Genomic DNA, 22,743 nt, shown 5'->3' with positions numbered 1-22,743 from the left:
GTTTGTATGCATCGAAGGCATATCCCCCAATCCAGCAATTTACTTAGCCAATATTGCCAAGCTCGAAAGATTCTTCAAAATTCCAGCTAAGTATCTTTTACAGATAGTGTTTTATCAATAATTCTGCTAACTGGACAGCGTTCAAGGCCGCGCCTTTTCGCACATTATCAGACGCAATCCACAAATTGAGTTCGGCCGGGTCATTGAGCCCGGCACGCACTCGGCCGACATACACCACATCTTGCCCCACGGCGTCACCAACTGCCGTCGGATAGTCATCAGCGTCAACCAACTCGACGCCGGGCGCTGCATCCAGGGCAGCACGCAAGGTGTTTAACGGCACTGCCGCGGCACTTTGCAGGCTTACGCTCAGGCTATCACCAAAGAACACCGGGGCCTGAATACAAGTGACCGCCACCGGCAACTCAGGTTGCGCTAATAGTTCTTGCAGCTCAGCGGCTATTTGTCGCTCCAGTGCGCCGTGCCCCTCTTCGTCGCTAGCTTCGACCTGCGCCAGCAGGTTAAAGGCAATCTGCCGGTCGAACACTTGCGGCTCCAACGGCTTGGCATTAAGCAGCTGGGCCGTTTGCCGGGCCAGCTCCTTGACCGCCTCACGCCCGCGACTGGACACCGACAGGCAGGCCGTCAGCGTGATACGCCGCAGCTCCAGCGGCAATGCCGCCAGCACACAGGCCAAAGCCACCGCCGGCGCACTCGGGCTGCTCAACACATAGGGTTTGCTCAAGCTCGCCAAGGCCTGCGGGTTGACCTCCGCCACCACGCGCGGCGCCTGGGCGGACGTCAGGCCGCTAGCCAGATCGATCACCGCGCAGCCCTTAGCCGCGGCTATCGGCACGTATTTGCCGCTCACTTTGCGCCCAGCGGCGAAAAACGCCAGCTGCACTTGGCCAAAGTCGAAGCCTTCGAGATCACGCACCCGCACAGTTTTGCCGTGGAAGCTCAGCGACTGCCCGGCGGATTCACCGCTGGCCAGCAGATGCAGAGTACCGACAGCCAAATCACGCTCTTCAAGAATCTGCACCAAGGTTTCGCCAACGCTACCGGTGGCGCCGATCACGGCAATATCAACTGTACGGCTCATAAGCTCTCTTCACTTAAGCAAGGCGTGCACTGTATAGAGGCACTGCGTAAATGCAAAGAAGCGGGCTGCTGCTCAGTCGATAACTCGACTGGCAACAACCCGCTTCTTGGCTAAAGCCCGCGGTTAGCGCTTAGCTTAGCGCTCCAGCAGAATCCGCAGCATACGGCGCAGCGGCTCGGCGGCGCCCCACAGCAGCTGGTCACCGACGGTGAACGCGCCCAGGTACTGCGAACCCATGTTGAGTTTACGCAGACGCCCTACAGGCACACTCAAAGTACCGGTCACAGCCGTTGGACCGAGGTCACGCATGCTCGCTTCGCGGGTGTTTGGCACCAACTTAACCCAAGGGTTGTGCTGGCTGATCAGACCTTCGATGTCCGACAGCGGCACGTCCTTGTTCAGTTTGATGGTCAGCGCCTGGCTGTGGCAGCGCATGGCGCCGATGCGTACGCACAGGCCATCAACTGGGATCGGGCTCTTGATACGGCCGAGGATCTTGTTGGTTTCCGCCTGGCCTTTCCACTCTTCACGGCTCTGCCCGTTCGGCAGTTCCTTGTCGATGTAAGGGATCAGGCTGCCGGCCAGCGGCACACCAAAGTTGTCCACCGGGAAGCTATCGCTGCGCATGGCCTGCGCCACTTTGCGGTCGATATCCAGAATGGCGCTGGCCGGATCGGCCAGTTCATCGGCGACCGAGGCGTTGATCGCGCCCATTTGCTTAATCAGCTCACGCATGTTCTGCGCGCCCGCACCGGAAGCCGCCTGATAGGTCATGGCGCTCATCCACTCCACCAGACCGGCTTCGTACAGACCGCCCAGCGCCATCAGCATCAGGCTGACGGTGCAGTTGCCGCCGATGTAGTTCTTCACCCCAGCATCCAGCTGGTGATCGATGACTTTGCGGTTGACCGGGTCGAGCACGATCACCGAGCTGTCGTCCATCCGCAGCGACGAGGCGGCGTCGATCCAGTAACCCTGCCAGCCGGCTTCGCGCAGCTTAGGGAAGACTTCGTTGGTGTAGTCGCCACCTTGGCAGGTGAGGATCACGTCGAGGCTTTTCAGCTCATCAATGCTGTAAGCATCCTTGAGCGGCGCAATTTCTTTACCAATAGCGGGGCCTTGGCCGCCGACATTGGAGGTGGTGAAGAACACCGGCTCGATCAAATCGAAATCCTGTTCTTCCAACATGCGCTGCATCAGCACGGAACCCACCATGCCACGCCAGCCGATCAAACCTACACGTTTCATAACCACTACACCTATTTAAGCCAGCCGCCGGAGGCGCTCCGGCGGGCCAGAAAGATTACAGACTGCGCAGCGCCTCGACTACCGCATCACCCATTGCCTGGGTGCCGACTTTAGTCATACCCGCACTGTAGATGTCGCCGGTACGCAGACCTTGGTCCAGTACCTTGCTCACGGCCAACTCGATGGCAGCGGCCGCCGCACCTTGGTTGAAGCTGTAACGCAGCAGCATGGAAACCGACAGGATGGTGGCCAACGGGTTGGCTACGCCCTGCCCGGCGATGTCCGGTGCGCTGCCGTGGCACGGCTCGTACATGCCCTTGTTGTTAGCATCCAGCGACGCCGACGGCAGCATGCCGATGGAGCCGGTGAGCATTGACGCTTCATCGGAGAGGATGTCGCCGAACATGTTGTCGGTGACCATCACGTCGAATTGCTTAGGCGCACGCACCAGCTGCATCGCCGCATTATCAACGTACATGTGCGACAGCTCAACGTCCGGATAATCCTTCGCCACTTCCTCGACTACGGCGCGCCACAGCTGGCTGGAAGCCAGCACGTTGGCTTTGTCCACCGAGCAGAGCTTTTTGCCACGCACCCGGGCCATGTCGAAGCCGACACGGGCGATCCGGCGCACTTCGCTTTCGCTGTAAGGCAGGGTGTCGTAAGCCATGCGCTCGCCGTTTTCCAGCACTTTGCTCTCACGCGGCTGACCGAAGTAGATACCGCCAGTCAGCTCACGGACGATGAGGATATCCAGACCAGAGACAACTTCTGGCTTGAGCGAGGAAGCATCGGCCAGTTGCGAATAGAGGATGGCCGGACGCAAGTTGGCGAACAGGCCCAGTTGCGAACGAATTTTCAGCAGGCCGCGCTCCGGACGGATGCTCGGCTCAAGCTTGTCCCACTTCGGCCCGCCTACGGCGCCCAGCAGAATGGCGTCAACGCCACGCGCACGCTCTAAAGTCGCGTCAGCCAGCGGCACGCCGTATTTGTCGATGGCCGCGCCACCGAGCTCATCAAACGACAGCTCGATATCCAGCTTGAACTTGTCATTGGCCACCTGCAGAACCTTGACCGCTTCGGCCACGATTTCCGGGCCAATACCGTCACCAGGAAGAACCAGAATCTGTTTGCTCATGCTGTCCTCATGTCATCAAGCGACCCGCCTCAAGGCAGGCCGGGAAAAATTAGTAGCGTTCGGCCCACACCAGCAACACGTCGGTGCTGAAAGTGCCGTCGGCTTGAATCTCGAAATAATCGCGGACTTCCTGGCCCATGGCCTTTTGCAGCGCCAGGATCGCCGCGCGAAAGACCTCCGGCGTGCGCATGCGCTCAACCCACGAGTGGTATTCCAAGCGCAGACGCTGACGGCTGCTGTTGCGCACAGACAAACCGGCTTCGCTGAGCTGCTGCAGCCACTCGCCGGCGGAGTAATCACGCACATGGCTGGTGTCGCGCAGCACTTCGACGCTTTGCAGGTAAGTGTCCAATAGCGGGCTGCCCGGCGACAAGACGTCGATAAACGCCGCCACGCCGCCCGGCTTCAGCACCCGCCGCACTTCCCGCAGAGCCAGCCCAAGGTCGCTCCAATGGTGCGCCGAATAACGGCTGAAGACGAAATCGAACTCGCCCGTGGCGAACGGCAACTGCTCAGCGGCGCCGAGCTGCGTGCGGATATTGTCTAAGCCACGATCCGCAGCCACAGCGGCAACCACATCGAGCATGGCCTGCGACAGGTCGTAGGCCACTACCTCTTTGACCAACGGCGCCACATGGAAACTGACATGACCAGCGCCGCAGCCCAAGTCCAGCAAACGCGCAGCGCCCTGCCCGGCCAGCTCGGCCTGCAGCAGCGCGAACTCAGCACCCTGAGCGTGAACGGCGCTGCTCAGGTAGGCCGAGGCCTGCTCGCCGAACTGTTTTTGCACGTTTTGACTGTGATCGCTGTGGGTCATGAGGCTGTCCTTGGACTGTGTAATGCGCCTGCGCAAGATGCTGGCAAGTCAGCTGCGTCCGTTGCCTGCCTGCGCAGTCAACGGTAGAGCTCAAGTTTGCCCGCGCGTGGACCTAGCACTCATCAAGCGTCGCGAAACAACCACGGCTGCTTAGCGCGGTAGTCCGCTTCAAAGGCGACAATCGCCTCGCTGTCCTGCAAGGTCAGGCCAATATCATCCAGACCATTGAGCAAGCAGTGCTTACGGAAGGCATCCACTTCAAAGCTGTACTGCACGCCATCCGGACGCGTGACGGTTTGCGCCGCCAGGTCCACGGTCAGCTGATAGCCCTCAGTGGCCTCGGCTTGCTGGAACAACGCGTCGACTTCGTCTTCTTTAAGGATGATCGGCAGTAAGCCGTTCTTGAAGCTGTTGTTAAAGAAGATGTCGGCGTAGCTCGGCGCGATAATGGTTCGGAAGCCATATTCTTCCAAAGCCCAAGGCGCGTGTTCACGGCTGGAGCCGCAACCGAAGTTCTCCCGCGCCAGCAAAACACTGCCGCCCTGATAGCGCGGGAAGTTGAGCACGAAGTCTTGATTGACGGGGCGCTGGGAGTTGTCCTGATTCGGCTGGCCAACATCCAGGTAGCGCCACTCATCGAACAGGTTCGGACCAAAGCCGGTGCGTTTGATCGATTTCAAGAACTGCTTGGGGATGATCTGGTCGGTGTCGACGTTGGCCCGATCCAAAGGTACGACCAAGCCGGTATGTTGAGTAAAAGCTTTCATAGTCGAGTCCTTAAGCCTGGAGCAATTCACGTACGTCGATAAAGCGACCGGTCACCGCCGCCGCTGCCGCCATGGCAGGGCTGACCAAGTGGGTGCGGCCACCGGCGCCCTGACGGCCTTCGAAGTTACGGTTGGAGGTGGACGCGCAGTGCTCGCCGCTGCCAAGTTTGTCAGGGTTCATCGCCAGGCACATGGAGCAGCCCGGCTCACGCCATTCAAAACCGGCTTCGATAAAGATCTTGTCCAAGCCTTCCTGCTCAGCCTGGGCCTTGACCAAACCAGAGCCTGGCACCACCAAGGCTTGCTTAACGGTGGCGGCCACTTTACGGCCTTTGGCCACCTCCGCTGCAGCGCGTAAGTCTTCAATGCGCGAGTTGGTGCACGAGCCGATAAACACGCGATCGAGCTGAATATCGGTGATCGCCTGATTAGCCGTCAGGCCCATGTATTTAAGGGCACGGACGATGGAGTCGCGCTTAACCGGGTCGGCTTCGGCAGCAGGGTCCGGCACGTTTTGGTCAACGGCCAAGACCATCTCTGGCGAAGTACCCCAGCTCACTTGCGGCTTGATGTCTTCGGCTTTGAGCTCGACCACGGTGTCGAAATGAGCATCGGCGTCGGATACCAAGTTCTGCCACTGCGCCACAGCAGCCTGCCAATGCGCACCTTGCGGGGCGAACGGGCGGCCTTCCACGTAGGCGATGGTTTTTTCATCCACCGCGACCAAGCCCACCCGCGCACCGGCTTCGATGGACATGTTGCACAGGGTCATGCGGCCTTCCAGGGACAGTTCGCGGATGGCGCTGCCGGCGAACTCCAGAGCGTGGCCGTTACCGCCGGCGGTGCCGATCTTGCCGATAACGGCCAAGACGATGTCTTTGGCCGTTACGCCGAAGGGCAACTGGCCCTCAACACGCACCTGCATGTTCTTCATTTTTTTCGCCACCAAACACTGGGTCGCGAGCACATGCTCCACTTCCGAGGTGCCGATGCCGTGGGCCAGAGCGCCAAAGGCGCCGTGAGTCGAGGTGTGCGAATCGCCGCAGACCACCGTCATGCCCGGCAAAGTGGCGCCCTGCTCCGGGCCTACCACGTGCACGATGCCTTGACGGACGTCGTTCATTTTGAATTCGAGGATGCCGAAGTCATCGCAGTTCTCGTCCAAGGTTTGCACCTGGATACGCGACACTTCATCGGCAATCGCCTCGATCCCGCCCTGACGCTCGGCCTTGGTGGTCGGCACGTTGTGATCGGGAGTGGCGATGTTGGCGTCGATGCGCCATGGCTTACGACTAGCCAAGCGCAGGCCTTCAAAGGCCTGCGGTGAGGTCACTTCGTGAAGGATGTGACGGTCGATATAGATCAGCGACGAGCCATCGTCACGACGCTTGACCTCATGCATCTCCCACAACTTGTCATACAACGTTTTGCCAGCCATCAGCCTGTCCTCATCACGTGCATCAGTACCCAGGGTCAATGGCCCTTAGGCTTATGTGTCCATGCTATGGCTTGAGCTTGAATTACTCAAATTCATATTTATTATCCAAAGCATTCCAACATGGAATACATTAGCCTCTAGCCCTCTCCAGCCCTAGGATCGCCACCGTGGATCTCGCCGCTCTCAATGCTTTTATCGCCATTGCCGAACAAGGCAGCTTCTCCGAGGCCGCTGAACGCCTGCACCTGACCCAGCCGGCGGTGAGCAAACGCATCGCCAGCCTGGAGCAGCAGTTGGATATGCGCTTGTTCGACCGTTTAGGCCGTGAGATCAGCCTGACCGAAGCCGGCCGCGCCCTGCTGCCGCGTGCCTATCAGATTCTGAATGTGATGGATGATACGCGCCGCGCCCTGACCAACCTCAATGGCGAGATCAGCGGCCGCCTGACGCTAGCCACCAGTCACCACATCGGCCTGCACCGCCTGCCGCCGCTGCTACGCGCCTTCACCCGCGCGCACCCCAAGGTGGCATTAGATATTCAGTTTCTCGATTCGGAGGTGGCTTATGAGGAAATCATCCATGGCCGCGCCGAGCTGGCAGTCATCACCCTCGCCCCGCAAACCCGTGAGCCGGTGCATGCCGTTCCGGTGTGGGATGACCCGTTGGATTTCGTCGCCGCGCCCGGCCATCCTTTGGCCCTCACCGAGCAAGTGGAACTGGCCGATATCGCCCGCCATCCGGCGGTTTTTCCCGGCGGCAATACCTTTACCCGGCACTTTGTCAGCAGCCTGTTTGAAGCCCAGGGCCTGACGCCGAATATCGCCATGAGCACCAACTATCTGGAAACCATCAAAATGATGGTTTCTATTGGCCTGGCCTGGAGTGTGCTGCCGCGCACAATGCTGGATGAACAGGTCACCCGCCTGCCCGTGCCGAACATCCAACTTTCCCGGCAACTGGGCTACATTTCCCATAGTGAACGCACACTTTCTAATGCTGCACGGGCCTTTATGCGCTTGCTCGACGCCCACCGCGACGATCTTGCATAGCGCAGTATCTAGGAGCTAACGTGCGTCCATAAATATAAAAAAGGGTTTTGCCAGACTAGCCCGTACTATCTGCCAGGCTTAGGTTGGTATCTGCAAAATCCGCGCACCTTTAAGGAACTGCGCAACGTGGCCCCACGTCCTCCACTGCCGTATATACCTGCGCTGGCTCCAACCGATTTTGAAAAAGTCTGGAGCGACGCCCCCCGCCTATTGCGCGCGCTCGATGGCGCCAGGCTTGGCGCTTGGTACTGGGATATCGAAAGCGGCCAGATCAGCTGGTCACGCGGCACCCGCGCCTTATTTGGCCTCGACCCCGATCTGCCACTGCAAAAAGCGGTCAACTACATCGACATGATTCACCCAGATGACCGCGCCATGGTCAGCGAGCTGTTTGAGCTGCTGCTGGCCGGCACGCCCTCAGAGGTGTTTCGTAACCGAGTGATCTGGCCCGACGGTAGCGTGCACTGGCTACAGGTCCACGGCAGCCTGCAGGAAGATGCCGGCGGCAAACAGCGCGTGCTCGGCGTGGTCAGCGATGTCACCCACCAACAAGAGCGGCGCCAGGCGCTGCTGACCAGTGAGGAGAAATTCGCCCAGGCCTTCCAACACACCCCAGATGCAGTGGTGATCACCGAACTGGCGACCGGGCGCTTTATCGAGGTCAACCACGGCTACGAGCAGCAATTCGGCTGGAGTAGCGCCGAGACGGTCGGTCATACTTCTCTGGAAATGGGCATTTGGGCGTCGCAGCAGGAGCGCCAGCGCATGCTCGATGCCGTCGCCCAAAATGAGCTCAATGGCCTGGAGGTCATGCTCTATCACCGCAGCGGCAAGCTGCTGCACAACCAACTGTTTGGCGGCAAGGTCATCCTCGAAGGCCGGTCCTGCCTGGTGCTTTCCCTGCGCGACATCACCCGGCAGCGCCAGCAGGAAGAACGCCTGAAAAATAGCCAGGAGCGTCTCGATCTGGCCTTGGAATCAGTCGAGCTAGGCACCTGGGACTGGCATATCCCCAGCAACATGCTGTTTGGCTCCGCCCGCGCGGCACGCTTGCACGGTTTGCCCGATGAGCCGTTCCATGATGACTTCAGGAAGTTTTTCTACTTCGTGCCCCTGGAAGACCGTCAAGCCATGCGCCTGTATTACCGACAGCTGCGCGAAAGCCAGAACGATCACTACCAGGTGACTTACCGCACCATCCAGGCCGGCAAAGACGTGCGCTACCTGGAGAGCACGGCCAAACTCTACCGCGACGCCAACGGCCAGCCCGAACGTATGGCCGGCATCCTGCTGGATATCACCGAACGGGTGCTGCGCGAACAGCACCTGGCCACCTCTGAAGCGAAGTTTTCCGGCCTGTTCCAGGCCAGCCCCGACCCCGTCGCCTTGACCTCACTGCCGGACGGCATCGCACTGGAGATCAACTCAAGCTTCAGCCAAACCTTTGGCTGGCAACCGCAAGAAGTGATTGGCCGGACCATGCCGCAGCTGAACCTCTGGGCCAGCCTGGAGCAACGGCAAATCTTGGCCGACAAAGTCAGCCTGAACCAACGCCTGGATAACGAGGTGGTGGACTTCCTCGACAAGCATGGCCAACTGATTACCTGCGTGATTTCCTCCCGCACCATCCAACTGCAAGACGGCCTGTGCCTGCTAACCACCTTTCGCGACATCAGCGAGCGGCAAAAAGCCGAGGCCGAGCTCAAGGCCAGCCAGGAGAAGTTCGCCATCGCCTTCCACTCCAGTCCCGACGCCATCACCATCACCGAGCGTGACAGCGGGCGCTATCTGGAGGTCAACGAAGGCTTCTGCCGCCTCACCGGCTACAGCGCCGAGGAAGTATTAGGCCGCAGCAGCCACGAGCTGGATATCTGGATGGACCCGCTTGAACGCGAGCTGATGGTGCAGAAGATCAAGCAGGACAACCGCGTCTATCACTTAGAAATGCGCGGCCGTCGGCGCGACGGCAACGTGCTGATTGTGCAGGCTTCGGTGGAGCCGATTGAACTCAACAATACACCTTGCCTGCTGCTGACCGGGCGCGATGTCAGCGAACTGAAAGCCGCCCAGGCGCAAATCCAGCACCTGGCCTACCACGACTCACTCACCAACCTGCCCAATCGCGCTCTGCTGCTGGATCGCCTGACGCAGCAGATTGCCCTGCTCAAGCGCCATCGCCTGCGCGGCGCCCTGCTGTTTATCGACCTGGATCACTTCAAGCACATCAATGACTCCCTCGGCCATCCGGTCGGCGATGAGGTGCTCAAGCAGGTCACCGCCCGCTTGCAGTCCAGCGTGCGCCAGGAGGACACCGTGGCCCGCTTGGGTGGCGACGAATTCGTCATTCTGATTTCCGGCCTCGAAGGCAAACGCCACAGCGTGTTGAAAGATGTGCGCGGCATCGCTGAAAAGCTGCGCCAATTGCTGATCCAGCCCATGCTCGTGGATGGCCATGAATTACAGGTTACGCCGAGCATTGGCATCGCCCTGATTCCCGACCATGGCGACACCCCGGATGACTTGGTCAAGCGCGCCGACATCGCCCTGTACCGGGCCAAAGACGGCGGACGCAACACGGTTGAGCTATTCCGCGAGGCCATGCAGAAGCAAGTCAGCGACCGCTTGCGCCTGCAAAATGAACTGCGCTGCGCCATGGAGCGCGATGAGTTCACCCTGCACTTCCAACCCCAAGTAGACGCCAGCAATAACCGCGTCATTGGCTGTGAGGCCCTGCTGCGCTGGCACCGCCCCGAACAGGGCCTGCAATCGCCGGCGGTGTTTATACCGCTGCTGGAAGAAAGCGGGCTGATCGTCGCAGTCGGCCATTGGGTGCTGCGACAAGCCTGCATCCACTGCGCCGAGCTGCTCCACCAAGGCCTGCTGAAAGCGGAGCAATTCAGCCTGTGCGTCAACATCAGCCCGCGTGAATTCAGGCAGAGCAACTTTGTTGAGCAGGTCGAGCAAATCCTGATTAGCAGCGGCCTACCGGCGCAGATGCTGAAACTGGAAATCACCGAAGGCATCGTCATCCAAAACATCGACGACACCATCCACAAGATGAACCGCCTCAAGCGCCTCGGCGTGAGCTTTGCCATGGATGATTTCGGCACCGGCTATAGCTCGTTGACCTACCTCAAACGCCTGCCGGTGGATGTGCTGAAGATCGATCAGTCGTTTATCCGCGACGCCACCGTCGACCTCAACGATGCGGAGATCATCCGCGCCATTATCGCCATGGCCCGCAGCTTGGATTTAGGCATGATTGCCGAAGGTGTGGAGGAGCCGGCGCAGCTGGAGTTTCTGCGTCAGCAAGGCTGCGATCATTATCAGGGCTATCTGTTTAGCCGGCCGTTGCCGCTGGCAGAGTTCCGCCAACTGCTGCAAGACAACCTGCAACCTTTGCCCGCCTGAAACGCCAAGGGCACCCTTGCGGGTGCCCTTGGCTCATCACTCACTTACTGCGAGTGCTGACTCAGTGCTGCAGCGCCGGCTGGCTGGCACCAATCGGGATACGCTTAGCCTTAGCCTCTTCAGGGACCAGGCGCACCAGATCGATATTGAGCAAACCGTTGACCAGATTGGCCGACCTGACTTCGATATGGTCCGCCAGACGGAACGACAACTTAAAGGCGCGCTGGGCAATGCCCTGGTACAGATAGGTGACGCTCTCAGCGCTGCTGTCGCGTTTGCCACCAGTCACGGTCAACACGCCACGCTCCACTTGCAGCTCCAGATCTTCGTCTTGGAAGCCTGCCGCGGCGACGACAATGCGGTATTGATCGTCAGCGTATTTTTCCACGTTGTAAGGTGGGTAGCTGCTGCCTGCTTCATTGCGCATGGCCGACTCGAACAGATCGTTAAAACGGTCAAAGCCAACGGAATGACGGAACAGTGGGGTCAAAGAAAATGCAGTACTCATGGTCAATCTCCTGGTGTTCAGCGAGTTAGTTAGCGGGACCCGACTTCGGCATCCCACAGGACTAAAAATGTGGCCGAGCAAACAGATTTCAACCCTCAGTAAAATTTTCTTACATTCACCCCGCCGCCGCTGCCAATGGCGTGAAATGCACACCCAGCAGTTGATCGATACGCAGGCAGTCGCTTTCCCGACGCAGCACATTAAACAGCTCGGTGGCCTGCGGGTAAGTACGGGTCAGCATGGCGAGCCACTGCTTCAGGCGGCCTGGGGCATAACGCGGCGACAGTTTGCGCCGCGCCTGTAACCAGAAATCCGCGAGCAAGGGTTGCAGCTCTTGCCAGCTCATGGCCTCAAGCGTCTGCCCGGCCCGTGCGGCGACAATCTGGCGGGCCAGGTCAGGACGGGCGACCAGACCGCGTCCGAGCATGATGTCCTCGACGCCGCTGATTTCCCGGCAGCGCCGCCAATCCTCGAGGTTCCACACCTCGCCATTGGCGAATACCGGCACCTGCACGGCCTCCTGCACCTTGGCCACCCATTCCCAGTGCGCCGGCGGCTTATAGCCTTCGAGCTTGGTCCGCGCATGCACCACCAAGTGCGCGGCGCCGCCGTCAGCCAGGGCTTGGGCGCATTCAATGGCGTAATCTTTATGCTCAAAACCCAGGCGCATTTTCGCCGTAACCGGGATATGCACGGGCACGCTACGGCGCACCTCACGCACGATGGCGTGGAGCAGTTCCGGCTCCTTGAGCAAAATGGCGCCGCCGCGGGACTTATTCACGGTCTTGGCCGGGCAACCGAAGTTCAGGTCGATCACCGGGGCGCCCAAGGTGCAGGCGAAGGCGGCGTTATCCGCCAAGCAAGCCGGGTCTGAACCCAAAAACTGCACGCGCAGCGGGGTACCCGCCGCTGTTTGCGCGCCGCTGAACAACTCCGGGGCCATTTTTCGATAGCTACTGGTGGGCAGAACCCGCTCGGTCACGCGGATAAATTCGGTCACGCACCAGTCAATGCCGCCGACCTGGGTCAGCACATCGCGCAGGATTTCGTCGACCAACCCCTCCATCGGGGCCAGGGCGATTTGCATAAGTCAGCTCATTGGAAAAACGCCGCGCAGTGTACGCGGCGCGGCCCGAGGCATAAACCACCAGATGTCTCGCTCCCTGGCTAAGCGGTCGGCGCCAGCAAGGCCACGCCATAGCCCTCGATAAACTCCGGCGGCATGCGTTTGGGCCGGCCACTGGAAAGCTCAATGCAGACGAAGGTGGTGCGTGCGCGCAGCAGGGTTACGCCATCTTCTGGGCGTACCAGTTGAAAGCAACGATCCATCTTCAGTCGCTGGTCGGACTGCACAATCCAGGTCGCCACTTGCAGGCGCTGGCCTAAATAGGCGCTGGCGAGGTAGTCGATCTCATGGCGCAGCACGGCCATGGCCCGATCCAACTGGTGGTAGCGGTCGATATCCAAGCCAAGAAAGGCCGAGTGCTGCCAGGCGCAGCGCTCCAGCCACGTCACATACACCGCGTTGTTGGCGTGCCCCAAGCCATCGATATCTTCAGGCAAGACCTCAAGGTCGATCACAAAGGGGTTGGGCAAGTCCCAGTTCATGCAGGTATCTCCAAACTTCTGACCAGCTTCCATAGATGGGCTGCCAGTTGGCTAATTTGATGCAAGCGCCAGTGCGCAGTCACACGGCTGCCACTGCCCACGCCATTAGGACGAGCGGACAATTACAGTATCTTATCCACTAGGGCGCCACCCGTCGGACAAAAAACCACAAACCGCCAGCTGCGCCAGTACAGAGCGACGGCTCCAGCGCTGGCTGGGTAAGCCAGTCGAGGAAGTCCGTGCGGTTTGTACCACAGCAGCGGGCTCCTGAACCTAGTCCGTTCCCCCTGCCGCGCGCCAGTATTCCAGCCTAAGCACAGGCGCAGAACACGCGCCAAGTAGCAAAGACCGGTAAATATGACGCGGTTCAAAGCTATGAGCAAAACTGTCAGACAGGTTTTGGATCCCGAATAGTGCGCTGCTATGCTCGGGACACGCCTAAGGCCATTTGCCACCCTTCCAATGGCTGAATGTATGCCCCCGAGTAAGCCGCTTTGACCGCATTGCTGCGCGCACTGCTACTCCTCTTTCTGCCTGCCCTGTGTCAGGCCGCTAGTCTGCCCCTGATAGAAAGTCCCAGCGCGCTGCTTCCCGCGCCTTTAATGCAAGTCTGGCAAGACCCGGACGGCCAGGCGGACATCAACCAAGTCAAACAGTTACCCGCCTCGGCCTGGCACACCGTGGGCCGCCGCGATGCCAGCTTTGGCTACAACGGCGCCGTATATTGGCTGCACTTTAGCGTCAGCAACCCCAGCACCCAGCCGCTCGACTGGCGCTTGCTGATTGGCAACCCCCTGCTGGATTACCTCGACGTCTATGGCTTGGACGGCGACCGAGTGTTCCAAGGCGGCGATCAGCGACCCTTTGCCCAGCGCTGGATCGAACATCGCCAACTGATCTTGCCGCTGCAACTTAAAGCTGGCGAGGAACGCGACTTATGGCTGCGCATGCAGAGCGCAGGCTCAGCCAACCTTGGCGCCAGCTTGATGAGCGCCAAGCAGTTTGAACGTTACGAGCAACTGGCACTGCTCGGCCAAGGCCTGTTCTTTGGCGCCCTGCTGGCCATGCTGGTGTACAACCTGTCGATATTCCTGATCACCAAAGATCGCGCCTACCTGTGGTACTGCCTGTTTACCGGCTGCTTCAGCCTCTACCAATTTATCCAGCTGGGCTTTGCCCTGCAGTGGCTGTGGCCGAACTCACCGAACTGGCAGCAACTGAGCTTTCCACTCAGTTCGGCAGCGGCTAACTTCTTTGCGGTGCTGTTCACCCATGCCTTGCTTGAGCTGAACGGCCGCCACCGCGCCTACACCTACATAACGCGCAGCCTGTTGCTCTGCTGCCTGGCGGTGATTGGCTTGGCTCTCTGGGGCCCCTATCGCATCGCCCTGTTCGGCAGCTTTATCTTACTTTTCGCCAGCGCCGGCTACGGCTGCATCACTACCCTGCTGCGCTGGCGCGACGGCTACGCTCCGGCCAAGCTGTTCGCCCTGGGCTGGTCAACCCTGGTCATCGCCAGCTTGTTTAGCGTGCTCAGCGGCACCGGCTTGCTGGCTTACTCGCAAATCACCTTGCATGCCCAGCAGGTCGGCAGCCTAGTGGAGTTGGTGATCTTCTCCATCGTGCTCGCCGCGCGTATTCGCCAGACCCAGCGGGAGCGGCAAATCAGCCAGTCCAAGCTCTACGCCAAGGAATACCAACTGCGCCTGGAACAAGCCAAAAGCCTGCAGCTGCAACGCGATATCTCGGAAGGGTTGGAGTCGCGGGTGCAAGAGCGCACCGCCTCGCTGCAATACGCCCTGCATGAGCTCAGCACGGCTAACCAGCGCCTGGCGGAACTCAATCGCCGCGACAGCCTGACTGGTATCTTCAACCGCCAAGTGCTCAACGACGAGCTGGATCGCTTGATCTCCCAAGCCAAGCGCAGCCATCAATCGATGGCGATTTTGATGATGGACATCGACCACTTCAAAGCCATCAACGATCAATACGGCCATCTCTTAGGTGACGTTTGCCTGCGCCACGCCGCCCAGCGCCTGCAACATCGCCTGCGCAGTAACGATTTGCTGGTGCGCTTTGGCGGCGAAGAATTTGTTGCCGTGCTGTGCGACACCGACCCTACGGGGGCTGTCGAGTTGGCCGAACAGCTGCGCCTCGATCTGGCGAACAACCCCTGCCAGCACCAAGACCTGAGCATCCCGCTGACCCTCAGCATTGGCGTCTATGCCCTGCAGCCTGAGCCAGAACCGGGGATCAATCGCGAGCTGATGCTGCGCCGCGCCGATCAGGCCCTCTACCGCGCCAAAGAAGAGGGCCGCAACTGCGTGGTCAGCTTCCACAGCAAATACTTCGCCGCCTCCTAAGACTGGCGTCGTCCAGCCCGCTGCGGCGCCTGCAAGCTGCCGAGGAACTCCAGCACCGTCGCCAGCACCTGCGGATCAGCCAACACTCGCTGATGCCCACCAGCGGTCAGGGTCAACAGCCGGCTGGCCGGCCAGTTCTGGTGCAGGGCCTGCGCCTGGGCATAAGGCACGAGGCGATCATCCACGGCATGCACCACCAAGCCCGGCATGGGCAACTGATAACGAGCACTGTCAATGGCCGCCACGGGCAGCCCGACATGGGCTTCGACCTGCTGCATAAAGTACGCCCGGGCTTGGCGCGGCATGCCCAGATAGCGGCTAAAGCCATTGAGCAGAGGGGCAATGCGACTGGGCGCGGCAATGGTCACCAAGGCTTCGGCGCGCAAGCCCAGCTGGGTGGCCAATAGCGCACTGCCGCCGCCCATGGAATGGCCAATCACCGCCTTCAGCGGCGGCAAGTCGCTGGCCGCCTCAAGCAAGGCATTGGCAAAAATCATCAGGTTAGCCTCACTGCCCGGCGATTGGCCGTGGCCAGGCCCATCAATCGCCACTGCACTATAGCCGCCGTCAACCAAGGCTTGGATCAGCGCAGCGAACTGGCTGGGACGGCCCTCCCAGCCATGCACCAGCAGCACCGTCGGCCCGTACCCCCAACGCAAGGCCGAGAGACCAAAACGCAGGGTGATCCGCTGGCCCTGCTCGAGTACAGGCAACTCCCAGGCACGCGGTGGCAAGCGCCGCGGCGTCATAAACTGCCGGCGCCAAACCTCAGCGGCGGTATGCGGAGCCAACCAGCCGGCGGCGCTGTTCAAGCGACGTAACCAATGTCCCACACGCATCTCTAAGCCCTCAGCGCACGGCTGCCTTCGCGGCACGTAGTAACCGATCGGATAACGCCCCCGGCCCCAAAGCGCGGGCCAAGGCCAGACCACCCACCATCAAGGCAATGTCGGCCAAGGCCACATCGGCCTCTTCAGGCCTGGCCGCCAACTGCGCGCTCATCAACTCAAGATGCTCAGCCAACACCTGCCGGAAGGAGTCCGGCAGCTCAGCCAAATCTGCCGTGGCACTCGGTATGGGGCAGCCCTCATCGCGGCTGTCACGGTGCTTGCGGGACAAATAGAACGCCGCCACCAGGGTGCGACGCTCTTCACCGGACAGCTGGGGATCGACCTCAGCGATACGCTCGCGCCTCTGCCTGAGCATTTGCTGGAAGACCTCCAGCATCAGCGCGTCCTTGTTGTCGAAATGGGCGTAGAAGCCGCCCACCGTCAGCCCGGCGGCGCCCATCACCTCACCGACGCTGGGCTTGCTCGGCCCACGCTGCAGTAAAGCGGCGGCCGCTGCATCGAGAATGCGTTCACGGGTTTGTGCTTTCTTAACGCCCATAGTCACCTCCATCAGCGTTGAAAAATATTACATACATAATATTTTTCCGCAAAGGCTAAATTCAGGCAGCCGGCGCCAGGTGATTTTTCAGGTGGTAGAAAAACAAAAGGGTCATTCAAGATGAATGACCCTTCAGAGCCTGCAAAGCAGGTAAAAATGGCGTCCCCTAGGGGACTCGAACCCCTGTTACCGCCGTGAAAGGGCGGTGTCCTAGGCCACTAGACGAAGGGGACAAAACCTTCGAAGAACAAGGCCAGCGCTAGGCTGGCCTGTCGTGGAATTGGTGGAGCTAGACGGGATCGAACCGTCGACCTCTTGCATGCCATGCAAGCGCTCTCCCAGCTGAGCTATAGCCCCAGATTTAACGTCTCTCGACACACACTGCCGAAGCAATGTGGCTGGAAATAGTGGCGTCCCCTAGGGGACTCGAACCCCTGTTACCGCCGTGAAAGGGCGGTGTCCTAGGCCACTAGACGAAGGGGACGCAGATACCCTTCAAAACTCAGTCAACTCTATGAGCTAACTGTGGCAAGCCTTTCGGCTTTGAGATTGGTGGAGCTAGACGGGATCGAACCGTCGACCTCTTGCATGCCATGCAAGCGCTCTCCCAGCTGAGCTATAGCCCCATCTCAAGGACGGGGCGCATGTTAAGAGCGCGCGCCCAGCCTGTCAACAACATTTTTGTCCTGTAGTGCATTTTTTTTGCTGACAGAACAACCACTTACCCTCTTTCACCGCAGCCAATCGGCGATTGGCCGCGGTTTTGCGCCTTAACCGATGCTGGCCAGGAGCTTTTCCCACTCTTTGTTTTCTTTCTTCGACACGCCACCTAGCAGCTCGATGGCCTGACGCAGGCGGAAGCGGGTCAGGTCTGGGCCGAGGATCTCCATGGCATCCAATACCGACACCGAGCTAGCTTGCCCGGTAATGGCGGCAAACATCAGCGGCATGGCATCGCGCAGCTTCAGTTCCAGATGCTCGACCACCGCTTGGATGCAGGCGGTGATGGGGTCCTTTTGCCACTGCCGCAGGGACTCAAGCTTCCACAGGATCAACTGCATCACCTGGCGCACTTGATCAGCGCTGAGCTTCTTGTGCTCGAACAGCTTGGCATCCAGTTGCAGGCCGCCCGCGAAGAAGAAGCTGGCCAATGGCGCGATCTGGCTGAAAGTCTCCACCCGCCCCTGCACCAGCGGCGCGATCTGCATCAGGTAGTCGCGGTTAAACGCCCACTTCTGCGCCTGCGCGGCAAACTCCTCAACCGACAGTTCACGCATCCACTGGCCATTGAGCCAGGAGAGTTTTTCCAAATCGAAAATCGGCCCGCCCAGCGACACACGGTTGATATCGAAGTTGGCGATCATCTCGTCCAGGGTGAACTTCTCGCGCTCATCCGGCATCGACCAACCCATACGCCCCAAATAGTTGAGCATGGCTTGCGGAAGGAAGCCCATGCGCTCGTAGAAGGTGATCGATGTAGGGTTCTTGCGCTTGGACAGCTTGCTCTTGTCCGGGTTACGCAGCAGCGGCATGTAGCACAGCTCAGGCTGCTCCCAGCCGAAATATTCGTAGAGCAGGATCAGCTTAGGCGCTGACGGCAGCCACTCTTCGCCCCGCAGCACATGGGTAATGCCCATGAGGTGATCGTCGACCACGTTGGCTAAGAAGTAGGTCGGCAGGCCATCGGTCTTCATCAGCACCTGCATGTCCATGCGATCCCATGGGATCTCGACGTCGCCACGCAGCATGTCCGGCACCACACAGACACCTTCAGTCGGCACCTTCATGCGCACCACGTTCGGCTCACCCGCGGCTAGGCGCTGCTGCACTTGCTCTGCCGGGAGGTGCATGCAGTGGCCGTCGTAACGCGGCGTCTGCTTGGCTTCCATCTGCTCGGCGCGGACTTTATCCAGGCGCTCGGCGCTACAGAAGCAGTGGAAGGCATGGCCCTTCTCCACCAGCTCGGTGCTGTATTTTTGATAGATGTGGCCACGCTCACTCTGCCGATACGGGCCGTGAGGGCCGCCAACATCCGGACCTTCGCTCCACTCGATACCGAGCCAGCGCAGGGCGTCGTAAATTTGCTGTTCCGACTCGCGGGTCGAGCGCAGTTGGTCAGTATCTTCGATACGCAGGATAAATTCGCCACCGTGCTGCTTGGCGAAGCACATATTGAACAGGGCGATATAGGCGGTGCCTACGTGGGGATCGCCGGTTGGAGACGGCGCAATACGGGTACGGACGGTGGTCATGGGGGATCTCGAAGAGGTGCCAAAGCGCAAAATTAAAGTGCCAATCTTAACAGGCCTGCTGGTGAGGGCTCCAGCGCCCGGCCTTTGAGCAGGCTCAGATTGGCAATGAGGAAATCAAGGAAGGTTTTCACCTTCATGGCCTGAAAGCGCCGCGACGGATAGACCGCATACAGCTCGCCCACCGACAACCGCGCCTCGGGCAAAATCTCTTCCAACAAGCCTTCCTGCACGCAGTGCTGACAAATCATTACCGGCAAACCGGCGATACCAGCGCCGGCCAGGGCGGCCTCGCGGGCAAAGGTCAGGTTGTTGCAGGCCAACACATTGGTGCAGCTGACGCTTTCATCCAGCACCGGCCAATAGCGACTGGAGTCATTGGGCAGCACAATCGCCCGGTGGCCGACCAGCTCAGCAACGCTTTGCGGCGTGCCGTGCCGGGCCAAATAGCTTGGGCTGGCGTACAGCCGGCGCGGATTCTCGTACAGCTTGCGGGCGATCAGCGTGGAGTCTTGCGGCTGCCCGGAGAGAATGGCGATATCGACGCCCTCCTCCACCGGGTCCACCGCCCGCGAGGTCAGCTCCACTTCAGCGGTAATCTGCGGATACTGGCGCATAAACTCGCCCAGCACCCGCCCCAAAAACAGCTGGCCGAACTCAATCGGCGCAGTGATGCGCAACAAGCCCGAAGGTGCCAGCTGCAATTGCATCACCGCCTGCTCGGCTTCTGCGAAGTCGAGCATGATCTGCCGGCAGCGCTCGTAATAGGCTTGGCCCACTTCGGTGAGGCGTAATTTGCGTGTGGTGCGATTGAGCAAGCGCACGCCCAAGCGCTCTTCAAGTAAGGCGATACGCCGGCTGACCGTGGACTTTTGCATGCCCAAGCCCTGGGCGGCTTGGGTAAAGCTGTGGCACTCGACCACGCGAGTGAAGATCAGCGCATCGTCCAGCCCCATAACTGTTCCCCATAAGCAACAAAGTTTATGAATTCTAGCGACTTATCAGAACAAGGGAACACTGATACTTTCGCTTACAAAATTCCGTCAGAGAATCAGACACATACCATGCCCAGCCCACTGCGCCGTCGCCTGTTCATCTTCATCTTTATTCTCGCCGTGATCGTGGCAGCACTCGGCGGGCACTGGCTGCTGGTCGGCCGCTTTATCGAAAGCACCGACAACGCCTATGTGCAGGGCGAGATCACCCGCGTCTCCAGTCAATTGTCGGCGCGCATCGAGCAAGTGCTGGTCAATGACAACCAACATGTCGAGCAAGGCCAGCTGTTGGTGGTGCTGGAAGCCGCTGACTTCACCCTGGCGAAGCAACGCGCCGAGGCCACCTTGGCCACCCGCGAGGCCGAGCTGATTCAGGCGCGCAGCACCCTGGCCCAACAAGGCAGTTTGATCGCCGCGAGCGCTGCCGATGTCAGCGCCAGCCAAGCCACCCTGGGCCGCACCCAAATTGATCTATCCCGCGCGCAAACCCTGCGCAAGCCCGGCTATGTTTCGGAAGAGCGGGTTACCACCCTGGCCGCCGACAGCCGCATCGCCCGTTCGCAAGTGGCCAAGGCTCAGGCTGATCTGCAAGCGCAGCGCCAGCAAGTCGAGACCCTGCAAGCGCAGGTGAAACAGCTGGAAGCGCAAATCAGTAACGCCCGCGCCGAGTTGGCGCAAGCGGACTTAAGCATCAGCCGCACCGAGATCCGCGCACCCATCAGCGGTTATATCGGCCAACGCTCGGCACGGGTCGGCCAGTACGTGCAAACCGGCGCCTACTTGCTGTCGCTGGTTCCGGATCAGGAGATCTGGATTCAGGCCAACTTTAAAGAAACCCAGATTGGCCATATGCGTCCTGGTCAGCACGCCGAGCTGGTGTTTGACAGCTATGCCGATACGCCCATCGACGGCCAGATCGACAGCCTGTTCGCCGCCTCCGGCGCACAGTTCAGCCTGCTGCCGCCGGATAACGCCACCGGTAACTTCACCAAGGTGGTGCAGCGGATTCCGGTCAAGCTGACCTTCGCTGCGGACAACCCCCTGAAAGGCTTGATCCGCCCGGGCATGTCGGTCGAAGTCAGCGTCGACCTGCGTACCGGGCCGCAACATGAGCGCTGATGTGCTGCTGCGCCCGACTGGCGAACCCAGTCGGCGCGACTGGATCGCAGTGATGAGCGCCATGCTCGGCGCCTTTATGGCGGTGCTGGACATTCAGATCACCAACTCCTCGCTCAAGGATATTCAGGGCGCACTGGCCGCCACCCTGGAGGAAGGTTCGTGGATTTCCACCTCTTATCTGGTCGCGGAAATCATCATGATCCCGCTCACCGCCTGGCTGGTGCAGCTACTCTCAGCACGGCGCCTGGCCCTGTGGGTGTCGGTGGGCTTTTTGATCTCCTCGCTGCTGTGCTCAATCTCCTGGAACCTGGAGAGCATGATCCTGTTCCGCGCCATGCAGGGCTTCACCGGCGGCGCGCTGATTCCCCTGGCCTTCACCCTGACTCTGATCAAACTGCCTGAACATCATCGGCCCAAGGGTATGGCCCTGTTCGCCATGACCGCCACCTTCGCCCCTTCCATCGGCCCCACCATTGGCGGCTGGCTGACGGAAAACTACGGTTGGGAATACATCTTCTATATCAACGTGCCGCCGGGCCTGTTGATGATTGCCGGGATGATGTACGGCCTGGAGAAAAAGCTGCCGCACTGGGAGCTGCTCAAGCGCACCGACTACGCCGGTATTCTCACCCTGGCCCTGGGCCTGGGCTGCTTGCAAGTGTTTCTCGAGGAAGGCCACCGTAAGGACTGGCTGGAATCGAGCCTGATCGCGGGCCTGGCCAGCGTCGCCAGCATCAGCCTGATCCTGTTTGTGATTCTGCAAATCTCCCGCCCCAACCCGCTGATCAACCTAGGCGTGCTGCGTGAGCGCAACTTTGGCCTGTCGAGCATCTCCAGCATTGGCTTAGGCATGGGCCTCTACGGCTCGATTTATGTGCTGCCGCTGTATCTGGCGCAGATCCAGGGCTACAACGCCTTGCAGATTGGCGAAGTGATTATGTGGATGGGCATTCCCCAGCTGTTTTTGATTCCGCTGGTGCCGCTGCTGATGAAGCGCATTTCGCCGAAATGGCTGTGTGCCTTCGGCTTCGCCATGTTTGGCCTGGCCGGCTTTCTCTCCGGAGTGCTGGAGCCAGACTTCGCGGGCGAGCAGTTCAACCATATCCAACTGCTGCGGGCTTTAGGCCAGCCCTTTGTGATGGTGACCATCTCGCTGATTGCCACCGCTTATATCCAACCGCAAGACGCGGGATCAGCCTCCAGCCTGTTCAACATTCTGCGTAACCTCGGCGGCGCCATTGGCATTGCCTTGCTGGCAACCTTGCTCGACAGCCGCGCCAAGGTGTATTTCGACTACCTGCGTGAAGCCGTAGTGCCAAGTAATCCTCAGGTGGCCGAGCGTTTGGCCCTGTATGCCGAGAAACTCGGCAGCGAGCAGGCGGCGCTGGCGAAGATCAGTGAAGTCACCCATCAGCAAGCCGCAATCATGGCCTACAATGACGCCTTTCACTGTATCGGCATCGTTCTGGGCATCAGTATGCTTGCGGTTTTGCTCACCCGCCGCCTGCCCGCAGGCAGCGCCGGTGGCGCCGCCCACTAATC

General features: G+C 60.0%; 18 protein-coding genes and 4 tRNA genes. 5 read left to right on the top strand and 17 right to left on the bottom strand.

Features of this window, described 5'->3' with window-relative positions; translation table 11 throughout:
• Positions 1-97: 97 nt before the first annotated feature.
• The 6 genes from NTD81_RS02595 to leuC form a co-directional block, all read right to left on the bottom strand.
• On the bottom strand, positions 98-1,102 hold the full coding sequence (locus NTD81_RS02595) for an aspartate-semialdehyde dehydrogenase (RefSeq protein ID WP_262179136.1): 1,005 nt from the start codon (positions 1,100-1,102) through the stop codon (positions 98-100).
• 135 nt (positions 1,103-1,237) lie between these two features.
• A complete protein-coding gene (asd, locus tag NTD81_RS02590) occupies positions 1,238-2,350 on the bottom strand; it encodes an aspartate-semialdehyde dehydrogenase (RefSeq protein ID WP_262179134.1) in 1,113 nt (370 codons plus the stop codon).
• Positions 2,351-2,405: 55 nt separating this feature from the next.
• A complete protein-coding gene (leuB, locus tag NTD81_RS02585) occupies positions 2,406-3,488 on the bottom strand; it encodes a 3-isopropylmalate dehydrogenase (protein ID WP_262179132.1) in 1,083 nt (360 codons plus the stop codon).
• 49 nt (positions 3,489-3,537) lie between these two features.
• On the bottom strand, positions 3,538-4,305 hold the full coding sequence (locus NTD81_RS02580) for a class I SAM-dependent methyltransferase (RefSeq protein ID WP_262179130.1): 768 nt from the start codon (positions 4,303-4,305) through the stop codon (positions 3,538-3,540).
• A 122-nt stretch (positions 4,306-4,427) separates the two neighbouring features.
• Positions 4,428-5,072 carry a 3-isopropylmalate dehydratase small subunit gene (gene leuD / locus NTD81_RS02575; protein ID WP_262179128.1) on the bottom strand — a complete coding sequence of 215 codons (645 nt, stop codon included), beginning with the start codon at positions 5,070-5,072 and terminating at the stop codon, positions 4,428-4,430.
• Positions 5,073-5,082: 10 nt separating this feature from the next.
• Complete coding sequence (gene leuC, locus NTD81_RS02570) at positions 5,083-6,510, bottom strand: 3-isopropylmalate dehydratase large subunit (protein ID WP_262179126.1); 1,428 nt, start codon at positions 6,508-6,510, stop codon at positions 5,083-5,085.
• A 167-nt stretch (positions 6,511-6,677) separates the two neighbouring features.
• On the opposite strand from leuC, the gene NTD81_RS02565 reads away from it, so the two are divergent.
• Both NTD81_RS02565 and NTD81_RS02560 read left to right on the top strand, forming a co-directional pair.
• Positions 6,678-7,559 (top strand): LysR family transcriptional regulator, encoded by an 882-nt coding sequence (locus NTD81_RS02565; RefSeq protein ID WP_262179124.1) that lies wholly within the window; start codon positions 6,678-6,680, stop codon positions 7,557-7,559.
• Between the two features lie 126 nt (positions 7,560-7,685).
• Positions 7,686-10,970: a PAS domain S-box protein gene (locus NTD81_RS02560; protein ID WP_410017105.1), complete on the top strand. Its 3,285-nt coding sequence runs from the start codon at positions 7,686-7,688 to the stop codon at positions 10,968-10,970.
• A 61-nt stretch (positions 10,971-11,031) separates the two neighbouring features.
• Here the strand turns inward: NTD81_RS02560 and NTD81_RS02555 are convergent, their stop codons facing one another.
• The 3 genes from NTD81_RS02555 to NTD81_RS02545 form a co-directional block, all read right to left on the bottom strand.
• Positions 11,032-11,478, bottom strand: a complete 447-nt coding sequence (locus tag NTD81_RS02555; protein WP_262179122.1) for an Hsp20 family protein — start codon at positions 11,476-11,478, stop codon at positions 11,032-11,034.
• A 115-nt stretch (positions 11,479-11,593) separates the two neighbouring features.
• Positions 11,594-12,565, bottom strand: coding sequence for a tRNA dihydrouridine synthase (locus NTD81_RS02550; protein WP_262179120.1), 972 nt, complete (start codon positions 12,563-12,565; stop codon positions 11,594-11,596).
• Positions 12,566-12,645: 80 nt separating this feature from the next.
• Positions 12,646-13,086, bottom strand: coding sequence for an acyl-CoA thioesterase (locus NTD81_RS02545; RefSeq protein WP_262179118.1), 441 nt, complete (start codon positions 13,084-13,086; stop codon positions 12,646-12,648).
• 602 nt (positions 13,087-13,688) lie between these two features.
• Between NTD81_RS02545 and NTD81_RS02540 the strand changes: the two genes are divergently transcribed.
• Positions 13,689-15,449 (top strand): diguanylate cyclase, encoded by a 1,761-nt coding sequence (locus tag NTD81_RS02540; RefSeq protein ID WP_262179116.1) that lies wholly within the window; start codon positions 13,689-13,691, stop codon positions 15,447-15,449.
• Here NTD81_RS02540 and NTD81_RS02535 read toward each other — a convergent pair.
• The 8 genes from NTD81_RS02535 to NTD81_RS02500 all read right to left on the bottom strand — a co-directional run bounded on the left by NTD81_RS02535 (position 15,446) and on the right by NTD81_RS02500 (position 20,043).
• Positions 15,446-16,288, bottom strand: coding sequence for an alpha/beta fold hydrolase (locus tag NTD81_RS02535; protein ID WP_410017104.1), 843 nt, complete (start codon positions 16,286-16,288; stop codon positions 15,446-15,448). The two genes, NTD81_RS02540 and NTD81_RS02535, sit on opposite strands and share 4 nt — an antisense overlap.
• A 10-nt stretch (positions 16,289-16,298) precedes the next feature.
• Positions 16,299-16,838: a TetR/AcrR family transcriptional regulator gene (locus NTD81_RS02530; protein WP_262179112.1), complete on the bottom strand. Its 540-nt coding sequence runs from the start codon at positions 16,836-16,838 to the stop codon at positions 16,299-16,301.
• A 157-nt stretch (positions 16,839-16,995) separates the two neighbouring features.
• Positions 16,996-17,071: transfer RNA gene (locus NTD81_RS02525), tRNA-Glu, on the bottom strand.
• 48 nt (positions 17,072-17,119) lie between these two features.
• A tRNA-Ala gene (locus tag NTD81_RS02520) sits at positions 17,120-17,195 on the bottom strand.
• Between the two features lie 51 nt (positions 17,196-17,246).
• Positions 17,247-17,322: transfer RNA gene (locus NTD81_RS02515), tRNA-Glu, on the bottom strand.
• Between the two features lie 66 nt (positions 17,323-17,388).
• Positions 17,389-17,464: transfer RNA gene (locus tag NTD81_RS02510), tRNA-Ala, on the bottom strand.
• A gap of 144 nt (positions 17,465-17,608) precedes the next feature.
• Positions 17,609-19,090, bottom strand: coding sequence for a glutamate--tRNA ligase (gltX, locus tag NTD81_RS02505; protein ID WP_262179110.1), 1,482 nt, complete (start codon positions 19,088-19,090; stop codon positions 17,609-17,611).
• A gap of 32 nt (positions 19,091-19,122) precedes the next feature.
• Complete coding sequence (locus NTD81_RS02500) at positions 19,123-20,043, bottom strand: LysR family transcriptional regulator (RefSeq protein ID WP_262179108.1); 921 nt, start codon at positions 20,041-20,043, stop codon at positions 19,123-19,125.
• A 108-nt stretch (positions 20,044-20,151) separates the two neighbouring features.
• Here NTD81_RS02500 and NTD81_RS02495 point away from each other — a divergent pair, with 108 nt between their 5' ends.
• Together NTD81_RS02495 and NTD81_RS02490 are read left to right on the top strand one after the other, a co-directional pair.
• Positions 20,152-21,201 (top strand): HlyD family secretion protein, encoded by a 1,050-nt coding sequence (locus NTD81_RS02495; RefSeq protein WP_262179106.1) that lies wholly within the window; start codon positions 20,152-20,154, stop codon positions 21,199-21,201.
• Positions 21,202-21,250: 49 nt separating this feature from the next.
• A complete protein-coding gene (locus NTD81_RS02490; RefSeq protein ID WP_262179812.1) occupies positions 21,251-22,741 on the top strand; it encodes an MDR family MFS transporter in 1,491 nt (496 codons plus the stop codon).
• Positions 22,742-22,743 lie beyond the last annotated feature (2 nt).

The sequence above is a fragment of the Pseudomonas sp. 5P_3.1_Bac2 genome, from assembly GCF_025465995.1.
Classification (GTDB): domain Bacteria; phylum Pseudomonadota; class Gammaproteobacteria; order Pseudomonadales; family Pseudomonadaceae; genus Aquipseudomonas.
This window is presented reverse-complemented; position numbering and strand designations above follow the sequence as displayed.